We start from the raw sequence: 18,168 nt of genomic DNA on the forward strand, positions 1-18,168 counted from the left end.
AGTAAACTCCTGTCTGTCTATCTTATTGTTGTTACCCGGAGGCATGGGATTAACAATGCCAGTGAATGAATTTATATGCAACTATAATGCTTATTTATTTTATTGAGGGTAAAAATAAAGGCGAGTAATGGGGTCATTAGCTCGCCTCTACAGATTACCTATGCAGTTTAGTTCCGCCGCTCAAAGGCGAGCGCTTTACGTTCAATCAGGCGCATCATCAGCGTAAGCAGGCCGTTCACCACCAGGTAAATTAAACCCGCTGCACCAAACACCGTCACGTCGTAGGTGCGTCCATACAGCAGCTGCCCGTGACCCATCACTTCCATCAATGTAATGGTATAGGCCAGCGACGTACTTTTGAACACCAGCACCACTTCGTTCGAGTAGGAGGAGAGGGCGCGTTTGAAGGCATACGGCAGCAGGATCGCCAGCGTATCTTTCTTACTCATCCCCAGTGCGCCACAGGATTGCCACTGCCCATCGGGAATGGCGCGAATAGCACCATAGAAGAGCTGCGTGGTATAGGCCGCACTGTTAAGCGACAGCGCAATAAGCGCACAAAGCCATGGCTCAGAGAGCAGGCGCCAGATCGCCGGATAGTTCTGCAAAGAGGGGAACTGCCCCGGCCCGTAGTAGATGAGGAAGATCTGCACCAGCAGCGGCGTGCCGGTAAAGAGCGTGATATAGGCGCGGACAATCTGCGTCAGCACAGGTGTTTTCAGCGTCAGCACGATGGTGAAGAGCAATGAAAGCACCAGTGCGACAATCAGCGAGGCCACAGTCAGCGTCAGGCTGGTGTGCAGCCCCTTGAACAGCTCGGGCATAAACTCAAGCATTATCCCGGCCTCCGTTCAAAGCGCGTCGCGCGCAAATCGATGCGTTTCAGCACCCACTGGCTGAGCAGAGTGATCACCAGATAGATCGCCGCCGCGACGATATACCAGGTAAACGGCTCCTGGGTGCGGGTAGCGATACTTTTGGTTTGCAGCATCAGATCGTTAACGCTAATCAGCGACACCAGCGCAGTGTCTTTCAGCAGCACCAGCCACTGATTACCGAGCCCCGGCAGCGCGTGACGCCACATCTGCGGCATCACCAGGCGAAAGAAAATAGCCCCTTTCGATAAGCCCAGCGCCTGTCCCGACTCGCGCTGACCCTCCGGCACCGCTTTTAACGCACCGCGCAGGGTTTGCGAGGCGTAAGCCGCATAGAGCAGGGAGAGGGCGATCACACCGCAGAGGAACGGGCTGACGTCGAAATTCTCAATCTGCATCTGCACCGGGATCTGCACAACGCCGAGGTTGAGGGTAAAGCCGTCCGACAGCAGCAGCAGCAGCTGCGAGGAGCCGAAATAGATAAACAGCACCACCAGAATCTCTGGCAGGCCGCGTAAAATCGTCACCAGCGCGGTGCCGATCCAGGCAATCGGTCGCCATTTGACCGACTCCCAGACGGCAAAGATCATCGCCAGCACCAGGCCGATGATCAGCGCGCAGACGGCAAGGCCGACGGTCATCCCGGCGGCGCTTGCTAATGGAAACATTTCATTCATTCAGTATTACTTCTGGAACCATTTGCTGTAGATGGTCTGGTAAGTCCCATCTTTCTTCACTTTTTCCAGCGCGGCGTTAAATTTCTGCTGCAGCTCGGTGTTACCCTGGCGTACCGCGATACCGAGGCCGGTGCCGAAGTAATCTTTGTCGGTCACTTTGTCGCCGACCGCCGCCAGTTTGGCGTCAGACTTCAGCCACTCGGTCACTACCGCCGTGTCGCCAAAGACGGCATCAATACGGCCATTTTGCAGATCCAGACGCGCGTTCTGGTAGCTGTCGTAAGGCACGGTAGTGATTTCCGGGTGCTTATCGGTGATGAATTTCTGGTGCGTGGTGCCATTCTGCACGCCGACACGCTTGCCTTTCAGCTGGTCGATGCCGGTGAATTTGCCCTGCTGGCCGACAAACAGCGCAGAGTTGTCATAATACGGAGTGGTGAACAGCACCTGTTTTTCACGCTCAGGCGTGATATCCATCCCGGCCATTACCGCGTCGAAACGGCGGAATTTCAGGCTCGGGATCAGGCTGTCAAAGGCCTGGTTAGTAAAGGTACAGGTGGCGTCGATCTCTTTACACAGGGCGTTCGCCAGATCGACATCAAAACCAACGATTTTGTTATTGGCGTCGGTCGATTCAAACGGAGGGTAGCTCGCTTCGGTGGCGAAACGGATGGTCTGGGCTGCTGTAGCGCTAAGGCTGATGCTGGCAACAAGTGCGGCGATCAGTAATTTTTTCATTGTCATTATTCCCGAGTCTTCAGTGAGATAGGTAGTATTTAAACGCGTCGGTCTGCGGCGCAGCAAAGCAGCCCGCATCCCCTTGCTCAACAATGTGACCATTTTCCATATACACCACGCGACTGGCCGTCTTGCGCGCCACTTCCACTTCGTGGGTCACGATAACTTGCGTAATACCGGTTTGCGACAGCTCGCGAATGATGCTGACGATCTGTGCGGTGATCTCTGGATCGAGCGCGGCGGTTGGCTCATCAAACAGCAGCACCTGCGGCTCCATCATCAGCGCGCGCGCAATTGCCACACGCTGCTGCTGACCACCGGAGAGGTGCAGCGGATAGCGATCGCTGTAAGGCTTAAGGCGTAAACGCTCGAGCAGCTTCTCAGCGCGCGCCAGCGCCTCATCTTTGCGTAATCCGAGCACGCGGCACGGCGCTTCAATCAGGTTCTGCTGCACGGTGAGGTGCGGCCAAAGATTATATTGCTGAAACACCATGCCCACATTCTGGCGCAATTCGCGAATCGCATTATCAGAAGGAGTTTTGGCGAAATCGAAATGATTGCCTGCGATGGTCAGCTGGCCAGAGCGCGGCATTTCGAGCAGGTTCAGCACGCGCAGCAGCGAGCTTTTCCCCGCGCCGCTTGGGCCGAGCAGCACCAGCGTTTCACCCTGCGGGCACTCCAGTGTGATATCGAACAGCGCCTGATGTGCGCCGTAGAAGCAATTGATGCTGTTTAATTTAATACTCATCGAAGCAGTCTGATAGCAATTGAGGCCGCAAATAGTAACGTTGACAGAATAGTTATGCAATATTTGTGCGTTAAAACTTAAAAATAAACCAAGTTACTACATAAAGTTAGCACATAACGCTGGACGGTGTGGGAACCAGGCATAAATGTCGGCATTCCTCTCAGAATGCCAGACATTTTACGGGGGTTATCGATGGATTTGGTTAATACTTAGCGGTGCTCCACCGACTGACGCAGTGTACCGGCCGGGGCATGTACCGTGCCGCCGAGGTAGCGCACATCATCGACTGCCCAGCAGTGACCTTCGCGGATCATCAGTACCTCGTCCTGCCAGCGCTGATCGCCTTTGGTTAAGGTCACGCGCAGCGGAATATTGCGCGCGTCGCTGTTCGGGATGGTTGAGGTGCTGGCAACATCCGCTTTTTCTGGTGCCAGGTTACGGCTGGAGAAGGGATCGCCCTTCAGCAGCACGTTGTTACGTGCGTCGCGGCTGGCAGCGGTAAGCATTTTGCTCAGATCATCGCTCAGGTAAGGGCGCAGCGAAGACCAGTTCGCGCCGGGATGTTCAATGCGGTAGTCATAGAATTGCTGTGCCACACTGTCCGGGCCGCCTTCCACGCAGGCACCGACACGCGCGCCGGTATCTTTGAAAGCGGGCTCAACGGTGCTACAAGCGCTTAACAGCAGCGCGCACGGCAGAACAAGAGTCAAAACTGAATAGCGCATAATGATTTCCTTATTTCTGTTCAGAAGTCGCAACCTTTCAAGAATAGTGTATTGCTCCCATAATGTGTCTGGTAACGCATTGATGGTTAAAAGGAGAAGCATGAAAACGTGGGGTATAGTGCTACTGGCGCTAATACTGGCAGGCTGTGCCAGTGATAAGAAAGATGACAACAAAGGCGTTATTGAGAAACCTGGCTATCAACTGGTGACCCGTTATCAGGCGCAAGCGGCTTATCCCCGCATTAAAGTGCTGGTGATCCATTATACGGCAGATGATTTTGATGTCTCGTTGACCACACTGCTCGGCAAAGATGTCAGTTCACACTACTTAATCCCGGCTAATCCGCCGCGGGAAAAGGGTAAACCGCGCATCTGGCAGCTGGTGCCGGAGCAGAAACTGGCGTGGCATGCGGGGGCCAGCTTCTGGCGCGGCTCGACGCGCATTAATGACACATCGATTGGTATTGAGCTGGAAAACCGCGGCTGGCAGAAGACGGCGGAAGGTAAAACTTTTGTTCCTTTTGCGCAGGCACAAATCAATGCATTGATTCCGCTGGTAAAAGATATCGTCGCGCGTTACAACATCCCGCCGCAGAATGTGGTGGCGCATGCGGATATTGCGCCGCAGCGTAAAGACGATCCCGGCCCGCAGTTTCCCTGGCAGGTGTTAGCCGCGCAGGGGATTGGCGCCTGGCCCGATCCGGCGCGCGTGGCGTTTTACCTTAATGGCCGCGCCGAGTACACGCGGGTCAGCAACGCGGCACTGCTCGATCTGCTGGCGCGTTACGGGTATGACGTCAAATCGTATATGACACCGCTGCAACAAAAGCGGGTCATCATGGCATTTCAAATGCATTTTCGCCCGGCGAAGTGGGACGGCGTGGCTGACGCCGAAAGCTTAGCGATCGCCGAGGCTTTACTGGAAAAATATGGTCAGGCAGAGTGATCTCTGCCGACCGGTTTTATGACGAGGTCAATGGAGATGGGTTTACGCATCCTTACCGGTGCGCTGCTGATGGCGGCTTTTGCTGTGCACAGTGCGCCGACACCGCCCTTTAGCTGCGCTTACTGGGATAAAAAAACGGACAACGTCGAGACACTCGCCAACTGCGCCACCCTGCAGGAGGGCAAGCTGGTGTTTCTGCCGGAGTTGTTCGAAAAGAGTCAGGATGTGGATGGCATGTCGTGGGTGGGCTTATATGACTACACCCGCGAGGCCGGGCTGCCGGATGCCGATTACTATGTCCGCGCGCCGGATCGCTATCTGCCGGTGGTGCATTTCGATAACGGCCCGGACTGGTTTGTTGAAGGGCTGGTGCGCGCCCGGCAAAATGGCAAAGTGGGCTACTGGGACGATTCGTTCCGCAACCATATTGCGCCGCAGTTTGACTACGCGTGGCAGTTTCAGGAGGGGAAAGCGCTGGTCTGTAACGGCTGCAAACCGCAGCGTGAGGGCGAGCACACGGCGCTTGGCGGCGGCGAGTGGTTTTACATCAATAAAAACGGCCAGCGGGTTTCCGAAATCCGGTCCGGGCCGTTTTAAGTCCCTTAGCGGTGTAGCTTACCGTGATCTTTTAGCCAGAACGCCGTGCGTCTGATGCCCTCATCGAGCGTCACAATCGGCGTATAACCCAGCTCCTGCTGCGCGCGTTTGATATCCAGCGTGAAATCAAAATTGAGCTTCGAGACGCCGTAATGCGTAAAGGCGGGCTCTTTCGCGCGCTTATCGCCGAAGCGCTCCATGCTGCGCGCCACCATATCCAGCATGGTGTAGGGCACGGAACGAATACGGCAATCAATGCCCAGCTCATCAATCAGCGTCTGCACAATAGTGCGCAGCGAGCGGGGTTCACCATTGGTGATATTGAAAGCGCGCCCGGAGGGAAGGGTGTCGCACTCGGTCTGGCTCGCCAGCCACATCGCATGCACCGCGTTTTCGTAGTAAGTCATATCGACCAGCGCATCGCCGCCGCGCGGCAGCAGCACGCTGCGGTAGTGCTGCATCATCTGCGCCAGGCGCGGGATAAAGACTTTATCGTGCGGGCCAAACAGGCTCTGCGGGCGCAAAATGGTAAAGCGGGTCTGCGGGTTTGCCTGCGCCAGCAGATCGATAACCTGCTCCCCGGCGGCTTTACTGCGGGCAAACTCGTTAGCGAAGCGCCGCGGGCGGAACGCTTCATCAATGTCGCGATGGTGATGGTAATCGAAATAGAGCGACGGGGAGGAGATATGGATAAAGTTACGCACGCCCCAGGCAACCGCCCATTCGCCGAGACGGCGCGTGGCGCGCACGTTGGCGAGATCAAACGCTTCCTGAGTACCCCAGGGCGAGGTGAAACTCGAACAGTGCCACAATGTATCGATACCCGCGAGCATCACTTTTGCCTGCGAAGAGACCAGCTGGGTTAAATCCGCCGGTACAAACTCAGCGCCCATCTTGCAGAGCAGCTTACCCATCGCTTCGTTGCGGCCCGTCGCCCGGACTGCAATGCCTTTTTGCCGCAGATATTCGACCGCGTTTCGGCCTAAACCGCTGGTTGCGCCCGTGACCAGAACCTTCATAGCAATCCACTGTGTTAAGCGTTTATCGCGCGCATTCTTTCGTGAATCACGTCCTGATGCAATGGGATTGTTAAAAGAAAGGCGATGGGCTCAGACTTTTTCACTGCCTTTTTCCGCAAGCCTGGCGATACGTTGTGCCATACCGCGAAAAATAAACAGATGCGCCGGAAACATCAGCAGCCAGTAAAAGAGCCCCGGCATACCGTGTGGATGCCACCAGGCGCGCACATCCAGCAGTCGACAATCGCCCTTATCCGTCACCGTAAAGGTTAAGCGCCCAAGCCCTGGCGCTTTCATGCCAAACAGCAGGGCAAGTTGCCGCTGCGGCTCAACGATAATGACCTTCCAGCTGTCTACCGTATCGCCGACCTGCAAATAGGGGCGTTGCGGCCGCCCGTGCGCCAGCTTATGACCGATAAGCCTGTCGAGCGCGGCGCGGGTTTGCCACAAAGGATTGCCAAAAAAATAGCGCTCTTTGCCGCCGATACCGTTAATCACCTGCCATAACGCCTGCGCGCTGGCCTGGGTGGTGACGCTGAAACCGGCCTGTTTTGGGTAGTAACCATATTGCGGACGCCAGCGGGAAAAAGCCTGCGGGTCGTAGCCCCAGTCGCTGGAGTTAACCAGCTTCTCCTCCTCCTCAAGGGTGCGGCGCACCGCCTCATCAAAGGGGATTAGCGTCTGGGGAATTAACGCGCGCAGGGCGCGGTCGTCTGCCAGCAGGTCATGTTTCAGCCCCTGGATTAATGCTTTCGCAATCGAGGGCGGTACGGAGGTGATGAGGTGTAAAAACCATACCGAGATAAGCCGCGTCGGCAGCGGCAGCGGGATAAGCGGGCGTTTGACGCCGCTCACCGCCATAAAGCGGATAAACTGCTGCTGATAGGTGAGCACCTCCGGCCCGGCGGCTTCAAACACCCGGAGCGTGTTGGCCGGATGGTTGAGCAACTCAAGCAGATAGTGCAGCAGATTCTCCAGCGCGATGGGGGTAGTGCGCGAGCGCACCCAGCGCGGCGGGGTCAGCACCGGCAGGTTAAAGACCATGTCGCGCATCACTTCAAACGCCGCCGAGCCGGCACCAACAATGATCCCGGCGCGCAGCTCAGTCACCGGTACACCTGCGCCGCGCAGCAGATCGCCGGTGTGCTGGCGGGCGAGCAGATGATCGGAGTCACTTCCCTCATTCGCCTGTAGGGAGCTGAGGTAGATCACCTGTTTCACGCCACAGCCCTGTAGCGCATCGCGCACATTCAGGGCGATCTGCCGCTCATGGGCGACAAAGTCGCCGCTCTCGCCCATGCTGTGCACCAGATAGTAGAGGGTATCGACATCCTCCAGCAGCGCGGGCAGCGCCTGCGGCCAGAAGAGATCGATCTCATGCAGCGCGACATTCGCCAGCGCCAGCTTTTGCAGCCGCCCTAAGCGCCGCGCCACGGCTTTCACCTGATGCCCCTGCTCACTGAGGGCTGTTACCAGCCGCTGCCCGATATAGCCGCTGGCCCCGAGCACCGCTATCCGCTGCGCCACATCTGCTCCTTAGCGCTGCAAAAATGCCTGCCAGTGGCGAACCACCTCGCCAAGCTGCTGGCGGCTGACATCCAGATGCGTGACCAGCCGCACCACGCTGCCTGCGGTGATCGTCACCCCGCGCTCGCGCATAAACGCGCCCAGCGCCTGAGCGTTATCCCCGACGCGGACAAACACCATATTGGTATCGTGGCGCATTACGTCGACGCCGAGTTCGCGCAGCTGTGTCGCCAGCCAGGCGGCGTTCTCATGATCCTCTTTCAGCCGCTCAACGTTGTGTTTCAGCGCATAGAGCCCGGCTGCGGCAAGAAAGCCTGCCTGGCGCATGCCGCCGCCGGTCATCTTGCGCCAGCGGTTTGCGCGGGCGATATAGGCTTTATCACCGACCAGCAGCGAGCCAACCGGCGTGCCGAGACCTTTGGAGAGGCAGATGGTGAAAGAGTCGCAATATTGCGCGATCGCTTTTAAGTCGCAGCCATACTCCACCAGCGCGTTAAAGATGCGCGCGCCGTCGACGTGCAGCGCCAGCCCGCGCTCGCGGGTGAAGTCCCAGGCCTGTTGCAGGTAGTCGCGTGGCAGCACTTTGCCGTTGTGGGTGTTTTCGAGGCTCAGCAGCTTGGTGCGGGCGAAGTGAATATCATCCGCTTTGATCTTGGCGGCGACCTTTTCCAGCGGCAGCGTGCCGTCGGCGGCAGCATCAATTGGCTGTGGCTGGATACTGCCGAGCACCGCCGCACCGCCCGCTTCATAGAGATAGTTATGCGCGCCCTGGCCGACAATGTACTCTTCGCCGCGTTCACAGTGGCTGAGCAGGGCGACCAGGTTAGCTTGTGTGCCGGTGGGTAAAAAGAGGGCGGCCTCTTTGCCGCTCAGTTCAGCGGCGTAGGCCTGAAGTTCGTTAACCGTTGGGTCATCGCCATAGACATCATCCCCGACCGGGGCGGCCATCATTGCCTCCAGCATGGCGCGTCCAGGTCGGGTCACGGTGTCACTGCGTAAATCAATCACGGCATTTCCTTATCTTGCGATGGGTAATGCCCTCTGTTTTACCTGAGCCAGTTGGTTTTCGCCAGTTCAACCACCTCATCGCCGCGTCCGTTAATGATCGCGCGCAGCATATAGAGGCTGAAGCCTTTCGCTTGCTCAAGCTTGATTTGCGGCGGCATCGCCAGTTCCTCTTTGGCGACGGTGACGTCAATCAGCACCGGCCCATCTATAGCGAAAGCACGCTGTAGCGCCTCGTCAACGTCGGAGGATTTCTCTACGCGAATGCCGGTGATGCCACACGCTTCGGCGATGCGGGCAAAGTTTGTGGCCTGCAATTCGGTGCCATCGGTCAGATAGCCGCCTGCTTTCATCTCCATCGCCACAAAGCCGAGCACGCTGTTATTAAAGACGACGATCTTCAGCGGCAGCTTCATCTGCGCCACTGAGAGGAAATCGCCCATCAGCATGCTAAAACCGCCATCCCCGCACATCGCCACCACCTGGCGCTGCGGGAAGGTGGCCTGGGCGCCAATCGCCTGCGGCATGGCGTTAGCCATTGAACCGTGGTTAAAAGAGCCAATCAATCGACGTTTACCGTTCATCTTCAGGTAGCGCGCGGCCCAGACAGTCGGCGTGCCGACATCGCAGGTGAAAATGGCGTCATCATCGGCGAAATCACTGATGCGCTGGGCCAGATATTGCGGGTGGATAGCCTTGTCACTCGGCTTCGCCAAATCGTCCAGGCCTTTGCGTGCATCGCGGTAGTTCTCCAGCGCTTTATCGAGGAAGGCGCGATCCGTTTTCTGTTCGAGCAGCGGCACCAGCGCTGCCAGCGTCGCTTTGATATCGCCGACCAGCGCCATATCCACTTTACTGTGCGCGCCAAGGCTCGCCGGGTTGATATCGATCTGGATGATCTTCGCATCACTCGGGTAGAAGGCGCGGTAGGGGAACTGGGTGCCGAGCAGCACCAGCGTGTCGGCATTCATCATGGCGTGGAAGCCGGATGAGAAGCCAATCAGCCCGGTCATGCCGACATCAAAGGGGTTGTCATACTCAACGTGCTCTTTACCGCGCAGGGCGTGAACAATCGGCGCATTCAGCTTACCGGCGAAGGCCAGCAGCTCTTTATGCGCACCGGCACAGCCGCTGCCGCACATCAGTGCGACATTGCTGGAGTAACGCAGCAACTGCGCCAGCTTTTGCAACTCCTCCTCGGCGGGAACCACCACCGGCTGCGGGGCGCGATACCAGTGGCTGCTGGCGTTCTCCGGGGCTGCCTGCAGGGCAACATCGCCGGGCAGCACCACGACGGAGACGCCGCGGTTGAGGATCGCCTTGCGCATGGCAATCGCCAGCACTTGCGGGATCTGCTCCGGGTTGGAGACCAGCTCGCAGTAGTGGCTGCATTCACGGAAGAGCTCCTGCGGGTGGGTCTCCTGAAAATAGCCGCTGCCGATTTCGCTCGACGGAATGTGCGCGGCGATAGCCAACACCGGGACGCGGTTGCGGTGGCAATCAAACAGGCCATTGATCAGGTGCAGGTTGCCTGGCCCGCAGGAGCCGGCGCACACCGCCAGCTCGCCTGATACCTGCGCTTCGGCACCGGCGGCAAAAGCAGCGACCTCTTCATGGCGGGTGGGCATCCAGTCGATGGTGCCCATGCGGTTCAGGCTGTCGCTTAGCCCGTTGAGGGAGTCGCCGGTGACGCCCCAAATCCGTTTTACGCCCGCCTGTTCGAGGGTTTTGGCGATATACGCGGCCACTGTCTGTTTCATCTTGAGGCTCCTTTTTGTGATCACGCTTACAAGCTTAGACAATCAACCGCTGACGAGGCGGGAATATTATATCCATAAGTGAAACAGGGGTTTATTTTGACGGTGAAGAGGCATAAGTTGGTGTCATTTAACGAAAACAGGAATAATTTCAGATGGTTAATTCATTGTTAAATTCAGTTAATAAGATGTTTTCGCATGAGGATTTAGGGCGCTTGCTGCTGCGGCTGGCGGTCGGCGGGCTGATGCTGTTTCACGGTGTGCATAAGCTGATTGGTGGCATTGATGGCATTGCCGGGATGCTGGCGGCAAAAGGGCTGCCGGGGTTTATCGCCTACGGCGTGCTGGTGGGGGAGGTGCTCTGCCCGGTGTTGATCATTCTCGGTATGTTTACCCGCCCGGCGGCGCTGGTGCTGGCGTTTACCATGGTTGTCGCCTGGCTGATGATGGGCATCGGTGAAACTGGTTCGCTGGAGGTGACCGGCGCGTGGGCGATTGAGAGCATTGTCTACTTCTTCCTCGGTGCGCTGGCGGTGGCATTTATGGGCGCAGGGCGCTATTCCGTGGCGCCTGCCTGGAAGTAATGGTGATGTAAAAATGCCGGATGGCGGCTAGCGCCTTATCCGGCCTACAGGTTCAGCGCATGTTCTGCCTTGCCGGATGGCGGCTAACGCCTTATCCGGCCTACTGGTTCAACGCCTGCTCTGCCTTGCCGGATGGCGGCTGGTGCCTTATCCGGCCTACAGGTTCAGCGCATGTTCTGCCTTGCCGGATGGCGGCTGGCGCCTTATCCGACCTACTGGTTCAACGCATGCTCTGCCTTGCCGGATGGCGGCTGGCGCTTTATCCGGCCTACTGGTTCAACGCATGTTCTGCCTTGCCGGATGGCGGCTAACGCCTTATCCGGCCTACAAAGGCATAACGGCTTGTTTTGTAGGCCGGATAAGCGCAGCGCCATCCGGCATGTTGACTTGCACCTTATGCTAAAACCAAATCCCCCTGCGGGTGGCAGGAGCAGGCGAGCACAAACCCCTCGGCAATCTCCTTCTCAGTCAGCGTCATGGTGCTGCTAACTGAGTACTCCCCGGAAATGACCTGCGTTTTGCAACAGCCACAAACGCCTGCGCGACAGGCGGCGTTGACCGGCATGTTATTGCTCTCCAGCGCCTCCAGCAGCGTGCTGCCCACCGGCGCATAGAAGGTTTTCATCGGCGACAGCTTGCTGAATTTCAGCCCGCTGGTGGCGGCTTCGGCAACCGGGGTAAAGAACTGCTCTTTAAAGAAACGGGTGACGCCCAGCGCTCTCACCTCCTGCTCAACCCACGCCATATAGGGTGCCGGGCCGCAGGTCATCACCGTACGCGCAGTGAGATCCGGCACGGCACTTAACAGCTCGCGGCTTAACCGCCCCGGCACAAAGCCGTCGGTAGCGTTGTGCTCCGCTACCAGCGTTACCGGGTAGGTTTGCCACTCGTCGGCGAAGATAACATCTTGCGGCGAGCGCACGCTGAAGATCACCTGCACATCCGCCTGCGGACGGTACTTCGCCAGCCAGCGGCGCATCGACATAATCGGCGTTACGCCGCAGCCTGCCGCCAGCAGCAACAGCTTGTCGTTCGGTTCGTTATCGCAGGTAAATTCCCCCTGCGCGTCGGAGAGCCAGAGATAATCGCCGCGCTTAACTTCGCGTGTCAGCCACTGCGAGCCGGCACCCTCATCAATACGGCGAATGGTCAGCGTAATGTATTCACTGACTCCCGGCGTCGAGGAGAGCGTATAGGCGCGCAGCGTATTCGCGCTGTTGCCAATACTCACCAGCGCATACTGCCCGGCGCGGTAGGGGTAGTAGTCGTGGCACAGCAGCGAAAGCGTCCAGACATCCGGCGTCTCCTGGCGGATATGGTGCACCTGCATCCGCCACGGGCATTGAGGGGTTGGCATGCTCATTTTTCGCTCCTTATGCGCTCAGTAACTGCTGCATATCCTGCTCAACGGTGGTCACCTGGCGCAGGCCAAACTTCTCGTTCAGCACCGCCAGCAGATCCGGCGTCAGGAAGCCCGGCGCGGTAGGGCCGGTGACAATATTTTTCACACCCAGCGAGAGCAGGGTCAGCAAAATGACAATCGCTTTCTGTTCAAACCAGGAGAGCACCAGCGAGAGCGGCAGATCGTTAACCCCGCAGCCGAGCTTATCGGCCAGCGTTACCGCCAGAATAATCGCTGAGTAGGCGTCGTTACACTGCCCGGCATCCACCAGACGCGGCAGGCCTTCAATATTGCCAAAGTCGAGTTTGTTAAAGCGGTATTTGCCGCAGGCCAGCGTCAGGATCAGGCAGTCGTCCGGCACCTGGGTGGCAAAATCGGTGAAGTAGTTGCGCTCTCCGCGTGCGCCGTCGCAGCCGCCGACCAGGAAGAGATGGCGCAGTTTTTCCCGGCTCACCAGATCGATCAGTGTATCGACCGCGCCGAGTAGTGTCTGGCGGCCAAAACCAACGGTGATCAGATGCTCGATTTCGCTGAACGGGAAGCCGGACATCTGCTGTGCCTGGCGGATCACCGGGGCAAAGTCGTCCCCTTCAAGGTGGTTAACGCCCGGCCAGCCGACAATGCTGCGCGTCCAGATGCGGTCATCATAGGAACCGACGGTCGGGTCGATAATGCAGTTGGAGGTCATCACAATCGGGCCGGGGAAACGGGCGAACTCGACCTGCTGGTTCTGCCAGCCGCTGCCGTAGTTACCGACCAGATGTTTAAATTTACGCAGTTCCGGGTAACCGTGCGCTGGCAACATTTCGCCGTGGGTATAGACGTTTACGCCGGTGCCTTCAGTCTGTTGCAGCAGGTTATAGAGATCTTTCAGGTCGTGACCGGAAATGAGAATGCATTTGCCCGCCACCGCTTTGACGTTGACCTGGGTTGGCGTCGGGTGACCGTAGAGGCTGGTCTCACCCGCGTCGAGAATGCTCATCACGCTGAAGTTCATCTTGCCGATCTCCATCGCGCACTCCAGCAGGGCGTTCATATCTGCCGGCCAGGTGCCGAGCCATGCCATGATTTTGTGATAGCGCGCGTAGAGATCATTATCGTACTGGCCGAGCACGTGGGCATGCTCCATGTAGGCCGCCGCGCCTTTCAGGCCATACAGGCAGAGCAGGCGCAGGCCAAGAATGTTTTCGCCAATCGCCGCTTTATCTTTGTTCGGGGTAAATTCCGCTGCCTGGCGCTGCAACGCGCCGAGATCGTCGCTTACCAGTTGCAGATCCGCCATCGGGTTATCTACCTTTGCCTGCGGATCGATCGCCAGGCAGAGGGCTTTCAGCGCTTCGCGTTTGGCAATCGCTTCACGGGCATAACCGATAATGCGCACGGAATCGAAGTTGACGTTGGTGAGGGTGGAGAAGAAGGCGCGCGGCGCGAAGTTATCAATCTCATGGTCAATCAGATCGTAGTCGCGCGCTTTGCAGGCCCAGGCGGAAAGCCCCTGCAGAGCGGCAATCAGCAGATCCTGGAGATCGGAGGTTTCAGCGGTTTTCCCGCACATCCCCTGCGCGTAAGAACAGCCATTTCCTGCCGGGGTACGGATGGTTTGTTCACATTGCACACAAAACATGGTCACACCTTCTTTAAAGTTATATTTAAAATACATGTTTAAGATTAATAGTGCGCGCGAAGGGGTGAAAGGTCTTTTAACGGCTATCTACGCAGAGATTGATTTAGCGCAAGTTTGGCGGCGGAAACCCACCGCCGAGCGTGTCACGCGGAGAAGAGGGCCATTAACAGCGGCACCAGAAGACTGAGCACAAATCCGTGGACAATGGCGGCGGGCACCATCTCCAGCCCGCCCGAGCGCTGCAACACCGGCAGGGTGAAATCCATCGACGTCGCGCCGCATAATCCCAGCGCGGTGGAGCGGCTACGGCCAATAAGCCCGGGAATGAGCATAATGGCTATCAGTTCCCGCGCCAAATCGTTAAAAAACGCCGCGCTGCCAATCACCGGGCCAAAGGATTCGGTGAGCAAAATCCCGGAAAGGGAGTACCAGCCAAAGCCAGAGGCCATCGCCAGCCCAGTCTTCAGCGGCAAATCGAGAAGCAGGGCATTGATTACGCCGCCCACCAGCGAACTGGCGGCAACGACCACTGCGATGATCATGCCGCGGCGATTAAGCACAATCTGTTTCAGGGTCATGCCACTGTTGCGCAGTTGTATACCGACCAGCAGCAGCAGGAAGATCAGCGTGTATTCGCTCGCTTCGGTCGCGTGCTGTAAAAATTGAAGCCCGCTCAGGCCAATCACAAAGCCAAGCAGCACCACACCGCACAGGCGCAACGACTCCAGTGCCATCGCCAGCCGCGAGGGCAGAACCTCTTGCTGGTGATGATGATTCCACGGCAGGGATCGCTCTAGCCACAGCAGCGCGCAGGCGTTGCAGAGTAAAATAATCACCACGCTGACCGCGGAATAATGCAGTATCGACAGCAGGTTAGCGCTAAGGTTATCGAGGAAGGCGAGGCTGATCCCCATAAAAAAGAGGATCACGTAGACAATCCAGCTGAGCAGTTTATTGATCAGTTTGAGCGCGGGCTCGTGACGTAGTGGAATAAGGTAGCCCGCGACCAGTGGCAGAAGAATAATTAACAATCCTGAAAACATGAACAGCCCGAATCCTTACGTAAATTTATATGCACTGCGACACACTACAGAAAGGCTGAAAGTGAGTAAAGCTGCGAAAAGTGAGCAATTTTATGCAACTGTAGATTTTAATGGCGCTTACCCAATGCTGTTGGCGCAGGTAGAGGGCAGCACACCAGGAGGATGAGAGATGATTCTGGAGCGAGTTGAGGTTGTGGGATTTCGGGGGATTAATCGTCTCTCATTGCAGCTTGAACAGAACAACGTATTAATTGGTGAGAACGCATGGGGCAAATCGAGCCTGCTGGATGCGCTCACTCTGCTGCTGTCGCCGCAAAACGATCTCTACCATTTTGTGCGCGATGACTTCTGGTTCCCGCCGGGAGATATCAACGGACGCGAGCACCACCTGCACATTATCCTCACTTTTCGTGAATCCGAACCCGGGCGGCATAAAACGCGGCGCTACCGCCCGCTGGCCGACTGCTGGGTGCCCAGTGATGATGGTTATTACCGTCTCTTTTACCGCCATGAAGGGGAGCTTTCTGCCGGGGGCGAAGTGAGGACGCTGCGCGGTTTTCTCGACACCAAAGGCGAACTGCTGCCGCTGCCGGATAGTGATGAGAGGGCGCGCCAGCTGATTCGCCTCTCGCCGGTGTTACGCCTGCGCGATGCGCGCTTTATGCGGCGGCTGCGCAGCGGCGGCACGCCGGAAACTCCGCTGCTGGAGAGCACCGCGCGCCAGCTCGATTTTCTCTCCCGCGAGCTGGTATCAAGACCGCAAAACCTGACCGATGCGCAGATCCGCCACGGCTTGTCGGCGATGGTGCAACTGCTGGAGCACTACTTTGCCGAGCAGGGCAGCGGTACGTCGCTTCCGCGCCTGATGCGCCGCCGCTCCCATGATGAGCAGCGCAGCTGGCGCTATCTCGACACCATCAACCGCATGATTGATAAGCCCGGTGGACGCATGTACCGGGTGATCCTGCTGGGCTTTTTCTCCACGCTTTTACAGGCCAAAGGCTCTGTGCGCCTCGATCGGGATGCGCGTCCGCTGCTGCTGGTGGAAGATCCCGAAACGCGGCTGCACCCGATTATGCTCTCCGTCGCCTGGCAGTTACTGAACCTGCTGCCGCTGCAGCGAATTACCACCACGAACTCCGGCGAACTGCTGTCGCTGACGCCCGTTGAGCATGTCTGCCGGCTGGTGCGCGAATCGTCACGCGTCGCGGCCTGGCGTCTCGGTCCGGACGGGCTGAGCGCAGAAGATGGGCGACGCATCGCGTTTCATATTCGCGTCAACCGCCCGTCGGCGCTCTTTGCCCGCTGCTGGTTGCTGGTCGAAGGGGAGACAGAAACCTGGGTGATTAACGACCTCGCGCGCCAGTGCGGGCACCACTTCGATGCCGAAGGGATCAAGGTGATTGAGTTTGCCCAGTCCGGCCTGAAGCCGCTGATCAAATTCGCCCGGCGAATGGGGATTGAGTGGCATGTGCTGGTAGATGGCGACGAAGCGGGGAAAAAGTATGCCGCTACCGTACGCGGCGTGCTGGATAACCATCCCGATCAGGTACGGGTTCATTTAACTGAACTGCCGGCGCGAGACATGGAACACTTTATGTACCGCGAAGGGTTTGATGATGTCTATCACCGCGTGGCGCAGCTGCCGGCAAATGTGCCGATGAACGCGCACCGGGTGATAACCAAAGCGATCCACCGCGCCTCAAAACCGGATCTGGCGATTGAGGTAGCGATGGAGGCGGGCAGGCGCGGCGTGGAGGCGATCCCGCCGCTGCTGCGTAAAATGTTCTCCCGCGTGCTGTGGCTGGCGCGCGGGAGAGCCGATTAGCGCTGGCAGCGTTCGGCAGTCTGGCTCTGTAGGCTGTCGAGCAGCTCATAACGGCGGCGATACTCTGCGCGTTTTTTGCTGGCGATCTCCTCAATCGGTTTGCGCGGCATCATTAATGGCAGCACAAAGTCTCTCTGACCATCGACAACGCCACCGAGCGATGCCCAGAAGCTGTTGTAGTCCGCATGCAGCTGGCGCAGCTTTTTCTTGCGATAACGTAAACTCTGGTAGATGTGCGTTTCATTGCTTACCGCGCGGATCGCTTCCACTTCAAGGAACTGCGCCAGCATCATTGCCGCCTCGACCAGCAGCCGCTTCGGGAATAGCCCGTGGCACGCTTTGGTCGCGCCCTGGATCGCTTCGTGCGGCACATGGGATTTTGGCCCTTGCAGCCCGCCAATATAGAGCGTGGTCATACCGTTAAAGGGGCAGACGGTGAAGGTGAGGCGAGCCAGTGGCGTCTCCAGCGCGTCATAGAAAGTGAGCGTCGCTTCGCCCTCTTTATCCAGTGCGGCATCTGACCAGAGGCGGATGGTGTAACTCTGCTCATCTTTCCCGGTCAGCCGGGCCAGCGTGCAGCCCGCCGTGGTGAGATAGCTGTTAACCATCCCTTCTGGCAGAAGGCGATTAAAGCTGTCGTAATGCCAGCAAATAGCTTCGCTGGTCTGCTGACGCGTCAGGTTGACGGAGAGCCAGGGGCGGTGTAACCGGCACGGCAGACCTGGCTGCATATGCAGCTTGCGGGCAAGGTGCGGCTGGTCAACGAGACGTGACAAAAAGTGCGCGGTGGCAAAAGGCATCGCCAGCGAGCGCAGCAGAAATTTACGCCGATGGGAGGTTTTCTCCCAGGCGGGGCCCGGCACCAGATCGCCGGTAATTAGCGAAGCGAATAGCTGCCAGGCCGTTTTCGGAAGCGGCCGTTGAGGTTGGAAAACAGTAGCGATAACGGACATGGTGCAACTCACATTTCACAAGAAGAAGGCAATTTCATCAGGTGCTGGCTCAACGCCTCTTCAATGGATAAGGGAGAAAATGCGAAGATGAGGTTTCGTTGAGCCGCTGTTTAGTTAAAA

General features: G+C 57.7%; 18 protein-coding genes. 5 read left to right on the top strand and 13 right to left on the bottom strand.

Annotated elements, in window-relative coordinates; genetic code table 11:
• Nucleotides 1-167: 167 nt before the first annotated feature.
• The 5 genes from artM to HF650_RS08330 form a co-directional block, all read right to left on the bottom strand.
• A complete protein-coding gene (gene artM, locus HF650_RS08310) occupies nucleotides 168-836 on the bottom strand; it encodes an arginine ABC transporter permease ArtM (protein WP_023481628.1) in 669 nt (222 codons plus the stop codon).
• Nucleotides 836-1,552, bottom strand: coding sequence for an arginine ABC transporter permease ArtQ (gene artQ / locus HF650_RS08315; protein ID WP_023481425.1), 717 nt, complete (start codon nucleotides 1,550-1,552; stop codon nucleotides 836-838). Before artQ ends, artM begins: the two co-directional genes overlap by 1 nt.
• Before the next feature lie 6 nt (nucleotides 1,553-1,558).
• Nucleotides 1,559-2,290 carry an arginine ABC transporter substrate-binding protein ArtI gene (artI, locus tag HF650_RS08320; RefSeq protein ID WP_187801941.1) on the bottom strand — a complete coding sequence of 244 codons (732 nt, stop codon included), beginning with the start codon at nucleotides 2,288-2,290 and terminating at the stop codon, nucleotides 1,559-1,561.
• Nucleotides 2,291-2,309: 19 nt separating this feature from the next.
• Nucleotides 2,310-3,038, bottom strand: a complete 729-nt coding sequence (gene artP, locus HF650_RS08325) for an arginine ABC transporter ATP-binding protein ArtP (protein WP_128483284.1) — start codon at nucleotides 3,036-3,038, stop codon at nucleotides 2,310-2,312.
• A 209-nt stretch (nucleotides 3,039-3,247) separates the two neighbouring features.
• The gene (locus tag HF650_RS08330) at nucleotides 3,248-3,763 is read right to left on the bottom strand and encodes a lipoprotein (RefSeq protein WP_187801942.1); all 516 of its coding nucleotides are present in this window, start codon (nucleotides 3,761-3,763) and stop codon (nucleotides 3,248-3,250) included.
• 100 nt (nucleotides 3,764-3,863) lie between these two features.
• On the opposite strand from HF650_RS08330, the gene HF650_RS08335 reads away from it, so the two are divergent.
• Nucleotides 3,864-4,709, top strand: a complete 846-nt coding sequence (locus HF650_RS08335) for an N-acetylmuramoyl-L-alanine amidase (RefSeq protein WP_187801943.1) — start codon at nucleotides 3,864-3,866, stop codon at nucleotides 4,707-4,709.
• Nucleotides 4,710-4,745: 36 nt separating this feature from the next.
• Nucleotides 4,746-5,306: a WG repeat-containing protein gene (locus HF650_RS08340; RefSeq protein ID WP_223284286.1), complete on the top strand. Its 561-nt coding sequence runs from the start codon at nucleotides 4,746-4,748 to the stop codon at nucleotides 5,304-5,306.
• Between the two features lie 5 nt (nucleotides 5,307-5,311).
• On the opposite strand, the gene HF650_RS08345 is transcribed toward HF650_RS08340, so the two are convergent.
• From HF650_RS08345 to poxB, 4 genes are all read right to left on the bottom strand, one after another.
• Nucleotides 5,312-6,325 carry an NAD(P)-dependent oxidoreductase gene (locus HF650_RS08345; RefSeq protein ID WP_187801945.1) on the bottom strand — a complete coding sequence of 338 codons (1,014 nt, stop codon included), beginning with the start codon at nucleotides 6,323-6,325 and terminating at the stop codon, nucleotides 5,312-5,314.
• A 90-nt stretch (nucleotides 6,326-6,415) separates the two neighbouring features.
• Complete coding sequence (locus HF650_RS08350; protein ID WP_187801946.1) at nucleotides 6,416-7,852, bottom strand: DUF2867 domain-containing protein; 1,437 nt, start codon at nucleotides 7,850-7,852, stop codon at nucleotides 6,416-6,418.
• Between the two features lie 9 nt (nucleotides 7,853-7,861).
• The gene (ltaE, locus tag HF650_RS08355; RefSeq protein ID WP_187801947.1) at nucleotides 7,862-8,860 is read right to left on the bottom strand and encodes a low-specificity L-threonine aldolase; all 999 of its coding nucleotides are present in this window, start codon (nucleotides 8,858-8,860) and stop codon (nucleotides 7,862-7,864) included.
• A gap of 38 nt (nucleotides 8,861-8,898) precedes the next feature.
• Nucleotides 8,899-10,617: a ubiquinone-dependent pyruvate dehydrogenase gene (gene poxB / locus HF650_RS08360; protein ID WP_187801948.1), complete on the bottom strand. Its 1,719-nt coding sequence runs from the start codon at nucleotides 10,615-10,617 to the stop codon at nucleotides 8,899-8,901.
• Nucleotides 10,618-10,769: 152 nt separating this feature from the next.
• On the opposite strand from poxB, the gene HF650_RS08365 reads away from it, so the two are divergent.
• Together HF650_RS08365 and HF650_RS08370 are read left to right on the top strand one after the other, a co-directional pair.
• Nucleotides 10,770-11,198 carry a DoxX family protein gene (locus HF650_RS08365; RefSeq protein WP_187801949.1) on the top strand — a complete coding sequence of 143 codons (429 nt, stop codon included), beginning with the start codon at nucleotides 10,770-10,772 and terminating at the stop codon, nucleotides 11,196-11,198.
• Between the two features lie 59 nt (nucleotides 11,199-11,257).
• Nucleotides 11,258-11,509, top strand: a complete 252-nt coding sequence (locus HF650_RS08370) for a hypothetical protein (RefSeq protein WP_187801950.1) — start codon at nucleotides 11,258-11,260, stop codon at nucleotides 11,507-11,509.
• An 83-nt stretch (nucleotides 11,510-11,592) separates the two neighbouring features.
• Here the strand turns inward: HF650_RS08370 and hcr are convergent, their stop codons facing one another.
• The 3 genes from hcr to HF650_RS08385 form a co-directional block, all read right to left on the bottom strand.
• On the bottom strand, nucleotides 11,593-12,561 hold the full coding sequence (gene hcr / locus HF650_RS08375) for an NADH oxidoreductase (RefSeq protein WP_187801951.1): 969 nt from the start codon (nucleotides 12,559-12,561) through the stop codon (nucleotides 11,593-11,595).
• Between the two features lie 10 nt (nucleotides 12,562-12,571).
• Nucleotides 12,572-14,224, bottom strand: coding sequence for a hydroxylamine reductase (gene hcp, locus HF650_RS08380; RefSeq protein ID WP_187801952.1), 1,653 nt, complete (start codon nucleotides 14,222-14,224; stop codon nucleotides 12,572-12,574).
• A 143-nt stretch (nucleotides 14,225-14,367) separates the two neighbouring features.
• Entirely contained in the window at nucleotides 14,368-15,267 is a 900-nt protein-coding gene (locus tag HF650_RS08385) for a lysine exporter LysO family protein (RefSeq protein WP_187801953.1), read from the bottom strand.
• Between the two features lie 169 nt (nucleotides 15,268-15,436).
• Between HF650_RS08385 and HF650_RS08390 the strand changes: the two genes are divergently transcribed.
• A complete protein-coding gene (locus HF650_RS08390) occupies nucleotides 15,437-17,095 on the top strand; it encodes an ATP-dependent endonuclease (RefSeq protein WP_187801954.1) in 1,659 nt (552 codons plus the stop codon).
• On the opposite strand, the gene HF650_RS08395 is transcribed toward HF650_RS08390, so the two are convergent.
• Entirely contained in the window at nucleotides 17,092-18,048 is a 957-nt protein-coding gene (locus HF650_RS08395; protein ID WP_187801955.1) for a VirK/YbjX family protein, read from the bottom strand. The two genes, HF650_RS08390 and HF650_RS08395, sit on opposite strands and share 4 nt — an antisense overlap.
• Between the last annotated feature and the right edge of the window lie 120 nt (nucleotides 18,049-18,168).

This window comes from Kosakonia sp. SMBL-WEM22, from assembly GCF_014490785.1.
In the GTDB taxonomy this organism is placed as follows: Bacteria; Pseudomonadota; Gammaproteobacteria; order Enterobacterales; family Enterobacteriaceae; genus Kosakonia.

Bases quoted from the DNA above. Each gene is read 5' to 3' on its own strand.
- artM (WP_023481628.1), bottom strand. From the start codon at position 836: ATGCTTGAGTTTATGCCCGAGCTGTTCAAGGGGCTGCACACCAGCCTG.
- artQ (WP_023481425.1), bottom strand. From the start codon at position 1,552: ATGAATGAAATGTTTCCATTAGCAAGCGCCGCCGGGATGACCGTCGGC.
- artI (WP_187801941.1), bottom strand. From the start codon at position 2,290: ATGAAAAAATTACTGATCGCCGCACTTGTTGCCAGCATCAGCCTTAGC.
- artP (WP_128483284.1), bottom strand. From the start codon at position 3,038: ATGAGTATTAAATTAAACAGCATCAATTGCTTCTACGGCGCACATCAG.
- HF650_RS08330 (WP_187801942.1), bottom strand. From the start codon at position 3,763: ATGCGCTATTCAGTTTTGACTCTTGTTCTGCCGTGCGCGCTGCTGTTA.
- HF650_RS08335 (WP_187801943.1), top strand. From the start codon at position 3,864: ATGAAAACGTGGGGTATAGTGCTACTGGCGCTAATACTGGCAGGCTGT.
- HF650_RS08340 (WP_223284286.1), top strand. From the start codon at position 4,746: ATGGGTTTACGCATCCTTACCGGTGCGCTGCTGATGGCGGCTTTTGCT.
- HF650_RS08345 (WP_187801945.1), bottom strand. From the start codon at position 6,325: ATGAAGGTTCTGGTCACGGGCGCAACCAGCGGTTTAGGCCGAAACGCG.
- poxB (WP_187801948.1), bottom strand. From the start codon at position 10,617: ATGAAACAGACAGTGGCCGCGTATATCGCCAAAACCCTCGAACAGGCG.
- HF650_RS08365 (WP_187801949.1), top strand. From the start codon at position 10,770: ATGGTTAATTCATTGTTAAATTCAGTTAATAAGATGTTTTCGCATGAG.
- HF650_RS08370 (WP_187801950.1), top strand. From the start codon at position 11,258: ATGTTCTGCCTTGCCGGATGGCGGCTAACGCCTTATCCGGCCTACTGG.
- hcr (WP_187801951.1), bottom strand. From the start codon at position 12,561: ATGAGCATGCCAACCCCTCAATGCCCGTGGCGGATGCAGGTGCACCAT.
- hcp (WP_187801952.1), bottom strand. From the start codon at position 14,224: ATGTTTTGTGTGCAATGTGAACAAACCATCCGTACCCCGGCAGGAAAT.
- HF650_RS08385 (WP_187801953.1), bottom strand. From the start codon at position 15,267: ATGTTTTCAGGATTGTTAATTATTCTTCTGCCACTGGTCGCGGGCTAC.
- HF650_RS08390 (WP_187801954.1), top strand. From the start codon at position 15,437: ATGATTCTGGAGCGAGTTGAGGTTGTGGGATTTCGGGGGATTAATCGT.
- HF650_RS08395 (WP_187801955.1), bottom strand. From the start codon at position 18,048: ATGTCCGTTATCGCTACTGTTTTCCAACCTCAACGGCCGCTTCCGAAA.